Consider the following 10,572-nt stretch of genomic DNA (forward strand, 5'->3'; position numbering starts at 1 on the left):
GGGGGCGGAACCGTCTTCGGCAGCGGATTGTCTTGAGCGCGAACGGATCGCGCGGACCGGAACGGAGTCGGCCAGTGCGAGTGTCGGACGCCGCCGCCCATATCGTGGTGGGCGCGGAGGGCTCGTCTTCCGCCGCGCGCGGGTCCCGGGGGCCGGGTCTGCCCGCGATCACCGGCTACCCGATGCCCACCGCGGCGGAGCTGCCCGCCTCGCGGGCGCCGTGGACGGTGGACCCGGCGCGGGCGCTGTTGCTCGTCCACGACATGCAGAACCACTTCCTGCGACCGTTCCCGCGCGACACCGCCCCGCTGACCGACCTGCTCGCCAACATCGGCGCGCTGCGCGAGGCGTGCGCGGCCGCGGGGGTGCCCGTGGTGTTCTCCGCGCAGCCGGGCGGCCAGTCGCCGGACCAGCGCGGGTTGCAGTGGGAGATGTGGGGCGCGGGGATCGGACCGGCCCCCGCGGACTCGGCCATCGTGGACGCGCTGGCGCCGGGGCCGGGCGACACCGTCATGACCAAGTGGCGGTACAACGCCTTCCACCGCACCGACCTGGCCGACCTGCTCGCCGCGAGCGGTCGCGACCAGGTCGTGGTCACCGGGGTGTACGCCCACATCGGCTGCCTGGTCACCGCCACCGAGGCGTTCTGCCGCGACGTCCAGGCCTTCCTGGTCGCCGACGCGGTCGCCGACTTCTCCCGCGAGGAGCACGACCAGGCGCTGGACTACGCCGCGGGCCGGTGCGCGGTCGTCGCCGACACCGCCACCGTCGCGGGCTGGCTGGGGCGCGGATGAGCGCCGTCGTCGGCTGGCCCGAGCACGAGGCGGCGCGCTACCGCGCGGCCGGGTACTGGCTGGGTGAGACCTTCGGGGAGCTGCTCGCCGCCCGCGCGGCCGAGCACGCCGACCGGGTCGCGGTCGTGGGCGGCGACGCCCGCTGGACCTACCGCGAGCTGGACGAGCGCGCGCACTCCCTCGCCGCCGGGTTCGCGGACTTGGGCCTGCGGGCGGGGGAGCGCGTGGTGGTGCAGCTCCCGAACGTGCCGGAGTTCCTCGAGGTCGTCTTCGCGCTGTTCCGCCTCGGCGCGGTGCCGGTGTTCGCGCTGCCCGCGCACCGCGAGACCGAATTGCGCCACGTCATCGCCGAGTCCGCGGCGGCGGCGGTCGTGAGCACCGACGCGCACGAGGGGTTCGCCGCCGCCGAGACCGTCGCCCGGATCGCCGCGCCCACGGTGGGCCACCACGTCGTCGTGCCGCTCGGGGAGGGCGAGCTCCCCCCGGGCGCGGTCCCGCTGGACCGCCTGCGCGCGCCCGCCCGCGAGCTGCCCGGGCCCTCGGCGGGAGACCTGGCGTTCCTCCAACTCTCCGGCGGCACGACCGGCCTGCCCAAGCTCATCCCGCGCACCCACGACGACTACCTCTACAGCGTCCGGGCCAGCGCCGAGATCTGCCGCCTGTCCACCGACACCGTCTACCTGGTCGCGCTGCCCGCCGCGCACAACTTCCCGATGTCCTCGCCCGGCTACCTCGGTGTGCTGCACGCGGGCGGGCGCGTGGTGCTCTGCCCGAGCCCCGAGGCCAAGACCGCGCTGCGGCTCGTCGAGCGGGAGCGGGTCACCTTCACCGGGGTCGTGCCGCCGCTGGCCGCGCTGTGGGCCAACGCCGCGCCGGGGGCCGGGTTCGACCTGTCCAGCCTGGAGGTGGTGCAGGTCGGGGGCGCGCGCTGCGCCCCGGAGCTGGCCAGGCGGATCGGGCCCGCGCTCGGCTGCCGGGTGCAGCAGGTTTTCGGCATGGCCGAGGGCCTGGTCAACTACACCCGCCTCGACGACCCCGACGACGTCGTCGAGAACACCCAGGGCAGGCCGATCTCCGCCGACGACGAGATCCGCGTCGTCGACGCCGAGGACAACGACGTGCCGCCCGGCGAGGTCGGCGCGCTGCTGACCCGCGGCCCGTACACGATCCGCGGCTACTACGACGCGACCCGCCCGGAAGTGGCCGCGCACAACGCGACCGCGTTCACCGCGGACGGCTTCTACCGCACCGGCGACCTCGTGCGCCGCACCCCCGGCGGCGACCTCGTGGTCAGCGGCCGGGTCAAGGACCAGATCAACCGCGGCGGCGAGAAGGTCGCCGTCGAGGAGGTCGAGAACCACCTCATCGCGCACCCGGCCGTGCTCGACGCCGCGGTCGTGGCGATGCCCGACCGGTTCCTCGGCGAGCGGAGCTGCGCCTACGTCGTCCCGGTCGACACCGCCGCGCCGCCGACGGCCGCCGCGCTGCGGGCGTTCGTGCGCGGGCGGGGCGTGGCCGCGGTGACGGTGCCCGACCGGATCGAGGTCGTCGCGGAGTTCCCGGTGACCGGGGTCGGCAAGACCAGCAAGCGGGACCTGCGCGCCGCGGTGGCCGCCCGCGTCCGTGAGGAGGCGCGGTGAGCGCGACACCCGAGTGGCTGGCGGCCGACGTCGCCGAGGTGCTGGAGCTCGACGCCGCGGCGATCGGCGCCGGGGACGACCTGCTCGACCACGGCATGGACTCGATCCGGCTGATGACCCTGGCCGAGACCTGGCGCCAGCGCGGCCTGGACGTGGACCTGGCCGACCTGCTCGAACGGCCCACCCTCGCCGGGTGGGCGCGGCTGTTCGCGCCGTGAGCACCGGACTCGCGCAGGCGCCCGCCGGGGGCCGGTTCGCGGCGAGGTCCGCCGGGGTGCTCGTCGCCCTCGGCGCGCTGGCCGTGGTCTGCCTGCTCAGCATCGCCGTCGGCTCCCGCCCCATCCCGGTGGGCACGGTGTGGGAGGTCCTGACCGGCGTGCTGCCCACCGGCGACGAGGCGGTGATCGTCTGGGACCGGCGGGTGCCGCGCACCCTCGTCGGCCTGCTCGCCGGGGCGGCGCTGGGCGTGGCCGGGACGCTGATGCAGGCGCTCACCCGCAACCCGCTGGCCGACCCCGCCCTGCTCGGGGTCGACATCGGCGCGTCGACCGCGGTGGTCGCGGCGATCTCGCTGTTCGGCGTGGTGACGGTGCAGGGCTACATCTGGTTCGCCTTCGCGGGCGCGGCGGCCGCCTCGGTCCTGGTCTACCTGCTCGGCGCGACCGGGCGGATGGTCACCCCGGAGCGGATGGTGCTCGCGGGCGCGGCGATCAGCGCCGCCCTCGGCGCGGTCGTCGGCGCGGTGCTGCTGCTCGACCCGGCGGCGTTCCAGCAGTTCCGGTTCTGGCAGATCGGCTCGCTCGACGGCCGCGGCCTCGACGTCGTGCTGGTCGTCGCCCCGTTCGTCGCGACCGGGCTGGCCGTGGTGGCGGTGCTGGCCGGTCCGCTCAACAGCCTCGCGCTCGGCGAGGACGTGGCGCGGGCGCTGGGCGTGCGGGTCGGGCAGGTGCGGCTGGGCTGCGTCCTGGCGATCACGCTGCTGTGCGGGGCGTCGGTCGCGGTGGCCGGGCCGATCGCCTTCATCGGGCTGACCGTGCCGCACATCGCCCGCGCGGTCGTCGGCCGGGACCAGCGCTGGGTGCTGCTCTACAGCGCCCTGCTCGCCCCGATCCTGCTGCTGTCGGCCGACGTGCTGGGCAGGCTGGTCATGTCGCCGAGGGAGATCGAGGTCGGCATCGTCACCGCGATCCTCGGCGCCCCGGTGTTCATCGCGCTGTGCAGGCGGCGGAAGCTGGGGGGCTCGTGAGCGGGGTGGGCGTGGCGCGAGAGCCCGTGGTGCGGTTCGGCGACGCGGTGTCCGTCCGGGTGCGGCCCCGGTCGGTCGCGGTCGTCGCGGTGCTGCTCGCGGGCATCGCCGCGGTGGCCGTCCTCGGGCTGATGACCGGCGACTTCGCGCTGACCCTCGGCGAGGTGCTCGGCTCGCTGGCGGGGCGGGGCCCCGGCGGTGTGGACTACGTGGTGCTGGACCTGCGGCTGCCCCGGGTGCTCGCGGCCGTGCTGGTCGGCGCGGCGCTCGGGGTCAGCGGCGCGGTGTTCCAGAGCCTGTCGCGCAACCCGCTGGGCAGCCCGGACATCATCGGGTTCTCCGCCGGGTCGGCGACCGGGGCGATCATCGTGCTGATCGGGACCGGTGGCGGGCTGCTGGCCATCGCGGGCGGGTCGGTGCTCGGCGGTGTCGCGGCCGCGGTGCTGGTCTACGCCCTGGCCTACCGGGGCGGTGTGGCCGGGTACCGGCTCGTGCTGATCGGCATCGGGGTGTCGGCGGTGCTGGCCTCGGTGAACACGTTCGTGCTGACCAGGGCCGGGCTGCGCCAGGCGCAGGCGGCCCAGGTGTGGCTGGTCGGCAGCCTCAACGGGCGCGGCTGGGACCAGGTGCTGCTGCTGGCCTGCGCCGTGGCCGTGCTGCTGCCCCTGGCCGTGCTGCTGGGCCGGAACCTGGCCCTGCTGGAGATGGGCGACGGCGTCGCCGCCGCGCTGGGCGTGCGGCCCGAGCGCAGCAGGCTGGCGCTGGTCGTGGTGAGCGTGGCGCTGGTGGCGGTGTCCACCGCGTGCGCCGGTCCGATCGGGTTCGTCGCGCTCGCCGCGCCGCAGGTGGCCAGGAGGCTGTGCCGCTCGGCGGGGCCCGCGCTGGTCGGCTCGGCGGCGACGGGCGCGTTCCTGCTGCTGGCCAGCGATGTCGGGTCGCAGCGGTTGTTCGGGACCAACACGGTGCCCGTCGGGATCGCCACCGCCGCGGTCGGCGGGGTCTACCTGGCGTGGTTGCTGACGGGGGAATGGCGGAGGGGACGACGGTGAGCGAGACAGCGAACGGGCCAGCGGGCTTCCTGCGCGGGCTGGTGCGCGGCGAGCGGCTGCTGGTCGGCCTGGGACTGGGCGCGTCCACGGTCCAGCAGGCCGCCGTGCTGGCGCTGCCGTTCTGCGTGCAGCACGGCCTCGACGACGGCATCACCCCCGGCGACGCGGGCCGGACCTGGCTGTGGGCCGGGCTGGCCGCGCTGGTCGCCGTGGTGGTGGCGGCCGCGGGCGTGGGCGCGTCGTGGTGGTCGAACCTGGCCGCCAACCGCATCGCCCACCGGCTGCGCGCGGACCTGGCGGGTGCCGCCGTCGCGCTGGACCGCTCCGCCGCGGCGCGGTTCGGCCAGGGCGACCTCGCCATGCGCGCCACCCGGGACGTGGAGATGGTCACCGGGTGGGTGCAGGGCCTGACCAGGTGGGCGCGGGTGGTGGTCACCGTGGTCACCGTGCTGCCCGCGGTGGCGCTGCTCGACTCGGTGCTGCTGGTCGTCGTGCTGGTGTCGATGCCGGTGCTGGCACTGGTCAACGCCCAGTTCCCCGCCCGCTACCGGCGCACCAACGAGGCGCTGTCGGCCGCGCACGGCGACCGCGCGGACACCGTGGCCGACCTGCTCTCGGCCAGCGCCGCCGTGCGCGGGCTCGGCGGCGAGCACGTGCTGGTGGGCAGGCACGACGACGCCAGCGCGCGGGTCGCCGACCACACCATGCGGGTGGCCCGGATCGGCGCCTGGTGGGTGTCGGTCCCGCCCGCCGTGCTGCGCGCGGCCATCGCGGTGGGCCTCGGGTTCGGCGGGTTCGCCGCGATCGACGGGCGGATCACCGTCGGCGGCCTGGTCGCCTTCGTCTCCTGGATGATCACCCTCACCACGGCCGTGGGGGTGCTGGTGGACCTGCTGGTCAACCGCGGCCAGGCGCGGGTCGCCGCCCGCCGCGTCGCCGAGGTCCTCGACGCCCGCCCGGACGTCGCCGCCCCCGCCGCCCCGGTCGAGCTGCCCGAGCGCGGCGCGCTGGCCGCCGAGGGGCTCACCGTCGTGCGCGACGGCAGGACGGTCGCGGGCCCGGTGGACCTCGCGGTGGGCCCGGGGGAGCTGGTCGTGGTCACCGGCCCGACCGGCTCCGGCAAGTCCGCGCTGGTGCGCACCCTGGTCCGGCTCGACGACCCGTCCGCCGGGGTGGTCCGCTTCGCGGGCGTCGACCTGCGCGAGGCCGACCCGGCACAGGTCTGGCGGCGCGTCGGTGTCGTGCTGCAACGCCCGACGGTGCTGTCCGGCACGCTCGCCGACAACCTCGCCATGGGCCGCGACTTCTCCCACGAGGAGCTGTTGGACGCCTGCGCGGCGGCCTGCCTGGACGAGTTCGTGGCGAGCCTGCCAGACGGCCTGGACACGGTCGTCGGCGAGCGCGGCGAGACCCTCTCCGGCGGCCAGGCGCAGCGCCTCGCGCTGGCCCGCGGCCTCCTGCCCCGCCCCCCGGTCCTGATCCTCGACGACGTGACCTCCGCGGTCGACGTCGACACCGAGCGGGAGATCCTGGCGCGGGTCCGCGCGCGCGCCCCGGAGACCGCCTTGGTCTTCGTCTCCCACCGCCCGGCCGTCGTCGCCGCCGCCGACCGCGTGGTGCGGCTGGCGGCCCCCGCTGAGATGGAGGTCGTCGGTGGCTGAGGTCCGCTTGCTGTCCGAGGACCCGGAGACCAAGGGCGTCTACGGGCGCTTCGGCCCCTACCTGCGCCCGCACCGGGCGCGGATCGTGCTGGCGCTGCTGACGACCGCGCTGAGCACCGGGGCGGTCGTCGCCCTCGCGCCGGTCATCGGCCGCGCCGTCGACGCGGTGCTCGCGGGCGACCGGACCGCGCTGTGGGCGGCCGTGATCGCGCTCGGCGCGCTCTCGCTGGCCCGCCTGGTGCTGTTGGCCGCCGCCGAGCTCCAGCTCACCAGGGTGGGCGAGAACGTGGTGCGCGGGCTGCGGGAGCTGGTCGTGCGCAGGATCGCGGGCGCGCCGCTGCGCTTCATCGAGGCGCACCGCACCGGGGACCTGCTGCGCCGCGCCACCGGCGAGATCGCCGACCTGGCCCAGTTCGTCCGGGCCAGCCTGCCGGACCTGCTCGGTGTCGTGCTGTCGCTGAGCCTCACCGTCGTGGTGCTCGCGGCGCACTCGTGGCTGATGACCCTCATCGTGCTGGTCGTGTTCGTGCCCGCGGCGCTGGTGGTGCTGCGCTGGTTCGACCGCGACGCCGACGACGCCTTCGGCGCGCAGGCCGCGTCCGAGGCCGCGATGACCGCCCAGTTCACCGAGATGGTCGCGGCGGGGGAGACGGTCCGGCTGGCGGGCGGCACCGCCGACCGCCTGCGCCGGTTCCGCCGCGCCAACGACGGGGTGCTCGCCACGGCGGGCCGGACCGTGGTGGTGCGCAACCGGCTCGAGGCGATGTCGATGCTCGAGGGGCTCGCGACCGCCGTCCTGCTGGTGCTGGGCCTGTGGCTGGTGGTGGCCGGGACGGTCAGCGTCGGCACGGTGGTCGTGTTCGTCCTGGCCACCCGCAACCTGTTCGAGGGCATGCTGAGCCTGTCGGAGCTGTTGGCGGAGTTGCAGATGGTCCGCACCGGCCTGGCCCGGCTGCACGACCTGCTCGACGCCACCGAGACCCCGGAGCAGGGCGGCGACCGGGCCGCCCCCGCGCGCGGCGACCTGGTCGCCACCGGTCTGGACTACTCCTACGTGGAGGGTTCGGCGGTGCTGCGGGACGTGTCGGTGGAGCTGGCGGACGGCAGCCGCACGGGCCTGATCGGGCAGACCGGGTCGGGCAAGACCACGCTGGCCAAGATCCTCAGCGGCCTCTACCGGCCGGACCGGGGCACGGTGCGGCTGGGCGGGGTGGACCTCGCCGAGATGGCGGCGGCGGAGCTGCGCAGGGCCATCGTTCTGGTGCCGCAGCGGGTCCACCTCATCGACGGCACGGTCGCGGAGAACCTCGCGCTGGCCCCCACCGCCCCGGACGGGCAGGCGATGCGCCGCGCCATCGCCGACCTGGGCCTGGACGACTGGGTGGCCGGGCTGCCCGAGGGCGTCGACTCCCCGGTCGGGCCCAGGGGCGAGCGGCTCTCCGCGGGCGAGCAGCAGATCATCGGCCTGGTCCGGGCGGCGCTGGTCGACCCCGCCGTGCTGATCCTCGACGAGGCGACCGCCGACATCGACCCGGAGGTCTCCGCCCGGCTCGAGGAGGCGGTGGAGCGGCTGCGCACCGGCCGGACGCTCATCGTGATCGCGCACCGTGAGAGGACGATCGAGCGTCTGCCGCAGACCATTCGGCTGTCCGGCGGAACAGCCGCGGCGCGGCGGTGACTGGCTGTGAGTTTGTCCGCAGGCAGATCGCTGTACACCACTGATCGCGTCGTGTTTAGGTTAGGCTCACTTAATCTTCTCTCGAGGAGCGGACGATGACGACCAACCCCTTCGACGACGAGAACGGCTCGTTCCACGTGCTCGTCAACGCCGAGGGCCAGTACTCGCTGTGGCCCGCCTTCGCCGAGGTGCCCCAGGGGTGGGACGTGGTCATCGGGCCCGAGGCCAGGCAGGTGTGCCTGGACCACATCGAGCGGGTGTGGACCGACATGCGCCCGCTGAGCCTGGTCCGGCGGATGGACGCGCAGAGCGCGTCCGGGGACTGACATGCCCCCCGCCAGCGGCCGCGACACCCTGCGCCCGTACCGCCTCACCGTCGTCGGGCGCGCCATGGTCACCCCGTCCACGGCGCGGATCACCCTCACCGGCCCCGGCCTGGCCGACTACACCCCGGTCGGACCGGAGCCCCGGTGCAAGGTCCTGCTGCCGCCCGCCCCCGGCGCCCCGGTCGTCGTCCCCGACGGCGACGGGTTCTGGGACGCGGTGCGCGCGCTGCCCGACGCCGAGCGCCCGGTGGTGCGCACCTACACCGTCCGCGCCGCCCGCCCGGCGGTCGCCGAGATCGACGTCGACTTCGTCCTGCACGGCGACCACGGCCCCGCCGCCCGGTGGGCGCGGGCGGCCGCGCCGGGCGACGAGGTCGGCCTGTTCGGCTGCCTGAGCAGCTTCGACCCGCCCGCGGACAGCGCCGGGTACCTGCTGGTCGGCGACGACACGGCGTTGCCCGCCGTCGCGGGCATCCTCGCCGGGGCGCCCGCCGGGCTGCCGGTGCGCGCGCTGGTGGAGGTCGACTCGCCCGCGGACGAGCAGCCGCTGCCCTCGCCCGCGGCCGCCGGGGTCACCTGGGTCCACCGCAGAGGGACGCGACCCGGTGGCGAGGACCTGCTGCTGTCGGCCGTGCGGGCGCTCGACCGCGTCGACCCGGCCACGTACGCGTGGGTCGCGGGCGAGGCCTCGATGGTGCGGGCCGTGCGCGCGCACCTCGTGCTGGACCGGGACCTGACCCGCCAGCGCGTGTACTTCAGCGGCTACTGGCGACGAGGTCTCGCCGAGGACGCGTAGGCCGTCCGTCCCAACCACCGCGCCGCCGGGCCCACGCCCGCGGCGCCGATCCGCGCCCGGAAAGGGGCCCCAGCGCCATGGTCGATCCCGTCTCGCTCCCGCTGACCCCCGCGCAGTACGGCCTGTGGTACGCCCACCACCTCGACCCCGCCGACCCCGGCCACAACACCGCCGAGCTGGTCGAGCTGCGCGGCGCGGTCGACGTGGCCGCCCTGCGCGCCGCCGTGCGCGTGGCGGCGGAGGAGTCCGGCGCGCTGGGCACGGCCTTCACCGTGGACGGTTCGGACGTGCGGCAGGTGCGCGGGGCCGAGCCGGTGCCGGTGGCCGAAGTCGACCTGTCCGCCGAGCCGGACCCGGTGGCCGCCGCGCTGGCGTGGATCGACGCCGACCTCGCCGTGCCCGCCGACCTGGCCGGCGCCCCGGCCGCGGCCGAGGTGGTGTTCGTCCTCGGTCCGGAGCACGTCGCCTGGTACCAGCGCGCGCACCACATCCTGCTGGACGGCTACGGGTACGCGCTCATCGCCACCCGGGTGGCCGAGGTGTACCGGGCGCTGGTGTCCGGGGCCCCGGCGCCGCCGTCGCCGTTCGGGGCGCTGGCCGACGTCGTCGCCGAGCAGCGGGCCTACCGGTCCGGCGCGCGGTTCGGCGTGGACCGGGACTGGTGGCTGGGGCGGATGGCCGACCGGCCCGACGCGGTGAGCCCGGCCCGGTCGGCGACGAGGGGGCGCGGGTTCGTCCGGGGGCACGCGGAGGTGGACCCGGCCGTCGCCGCGCGGCTGGCGGGGCGCGGCATGGTCCCGCTGGCCGCCGCGGCCGCCGGGTTGCTGGTGCAGCGCGTGTGCGGGGCGGACGAGGTCGTGCTCGGGCTGCCGATGATGGTGCGGCTCGGCAAGGCCGCGCGGGTGCCGACCACGGCGGTCAACGTGCTGCCGCTGCGCGTCGCGGCGACCCCGCGCACCACCGTCGGCGAGCTGGTGGCCGCTGTCGCGGCCGAGTTGCGCGCGGTCAGCGCCCACCAGCGCTACCGGGGCGAGGACCTGCGCCGCGACCTGCGGCTGCCCGCCGCCGAGCCGCTCGTCGGGCCGTGGGTCAACATCAAGCCGTTCACCCCCCGACTGGACTTCGGCGGACCCGCCGCCACGACGCGCTACCTGTCCGCGGGTGTCGTGCGGGACCTCAACATCGGCCTCTCCGGGAACGGGACCGACCTCGCCATCGCGGTGGACGGCAACCCCGGCGGGTACGCGGCCGAGGACGTCACCGCCCACGCCGAGGCGTTCGCGCACGTGCTCGACGCGCTGTCCGCCGCCGACCCCGACACCCCGACCGGCGCCCTCGGCCTGCGGGCCGACCGCCCGGCCGCGCGCGGGCGCGGGCGCGAG

10 protein-coding genes are annotated in these 10,572 nt (G+C 76.2%); all 10 read left to right on the forward strand.

Annotated features, from left to right (window positions below; genetic code table 11):
- The first annotated feature begins 182 nt into the window (after positions 1-182).
- A complete protein-coding gene (locus tag GCL84_RS02690; RefSeq protein WP_156753729.1) occupies positions 183-794 on the forward strand; it encodes an isochorismatase family protein in 612 nt (203 codons plus the stop codon).
- A complete protein-coding gene (locus GCL84_RS02695; RefSeq protein ID WP_156753714.1) occupies positions 791-2,434 on the forward strand; it encodes a (2,3-dihydroxybenzoyl)adenylate synthase in 1,644 nt (547 codons plus the stop codon). Before GCL84_RS02690 ends, GCL84_RS02695 begins: the two co-directional genes overlap by 4 nt.
- Positions 2,431-2,652 carry a phosphopantetheine-binding protein gene (locus GCL84_RS02700; RefSeq protein WP_156753715.1) on the forward strand — a complete coding sequence of 74 codons (222 nt, stop codon included), beginning with the start codon at positions 2,431-2,433 and terminating at the stop codon, positions 2,650-2,652. The genes GCL84_RS02695 and GCL84_RS02700 overlap by 4 nt, the downstream gene beginning before the upstream one ends.
- Entirely contained in the window at positions 2,649-3,680 is a 1,032-nt protein-coding gene (locus tag GCL84_RS02705; RefSeq protein ID WP_197522973.1) for a FecCD family ABC transporter permease, read from the forward strand. The genes GCL84_RS02700 and GCL84_RS02705 overlap by 4 nt, the downstream gene beginning before the upstream one ends.
- An 11-nt stretch (positions 3,681-3,691) precedes the next feature.
- Entirely contained in the window at positions 3,692-4,729 is a 1,038-nt protein-coding gene (locus tag GCL84_RS02710) for a FecCD family ABC transporter permease (protein ID WP_235925944.1), read from the forward strand.
- Positions 4,726-6,390 carry an ABC transporter ATP-binding protein gene (locus GCL84_RS02715; protein WP_235925945.1) on the forward strand — a complete coding sequence of 555 codons (1,665 nt, stop codon included), beginning with the start codon at positions 4,726-4,728 and terminating at the stop codon, positions 6,388-6,390. The genes GCL84_RS02710 and GCL84_RS02715 overlap by 4 nt, the downstream gene beginning before the upstream one ends.
- Complete coding sequence (locus GCL84_RS02720) at positions 6,383-8,068, forward strand: ABC transporter ATP-binding protein (protein WP_156753719.1); 1,686 nt, start codon at positions 6,383-6,385, stop codon at positions 8,066-8,068. The genes GCL84_RS02715 and GCL84_RS02720 overlap by 8 nt, the downstream gene beginning before the upstream one ends.
- A 95-nt stretch (positions 8,069-8,163) precedes the next feature.
- Positions 8,164-8,394 carry an MbtH family protein gene (locus tag GCL84_RS02725; protein ID WP_156753720.1) on the forward strand — a complete coding sequence of 77 codons (231 nt, stop codon included), beginning with the start codon at positions 8,164-8,166 and terminating at the stop codon, positions 8,392-8,394.
- 1 nt (position 8,395) lies between these two features.
- Positions 8,396-9,190, forward strand: coding sequence for a siderophore-interacting protein (locus GCL84_RS02730; RefSeq protein ID WP_156753721.1), 795 nt, complete (start codon positions 8,396-8,398; stop codon positions 9,188-9,190).
- A 77-nt stretch (positions 9,191-9,267) separates the two neighbouring features.
- Positions 9,268-10,572 (forward strand): condensation domain-containing protein (locus GCL84_RS02735; protein ID WP_235925946.1); only part of this gene is annotated, 1,305 nt, incomplete at its 3' end.

This window comes from Actinokineospora pegani (assembly GCF_009745975.1).
In the GTDB taxonomy this organism is placed as follows: Bacteria; Actinomycetota; Actinomycetes; order Mycobacteriales; family Pseudonocardiaceae; genus Actinokineospora; species Actinokineospora pegani.

What these genes read in the sequence shown, in the direction of transcription:
- GCL84_RS02690 (WP_156753729.1), top strand. Translation starts at nt 183, where the DNA reads ATGCCCACCGCGGCGGAGCTGCCCGCCTCGCGGGCGCCGTGGACGGTG.
- GCL84_RS02695 (WP_156753714.1), top strand. Translation starts at nt 791, where the DNA reads ATGAGCGCCGTCGTCGGCTGGCCCGAGCACGAGGCGGCGCGCTACCGC.
- GCL84_RS02725 (WP_156753720.1), top strand. Translation starts at nt 8,164, where the DNA reads ATGACGACCAACCCCTTCGACGACGAGAACGGCTCGTTCCACGTGCTC.
- GCL84_RS02730 (WP_156753721.1), top strand. Translation starts at nt 8,396, where the DNA reads ATGCCCCCCGCCAGCGGCCGCGACACCCTGCGCCCGTACCGCCTCACC.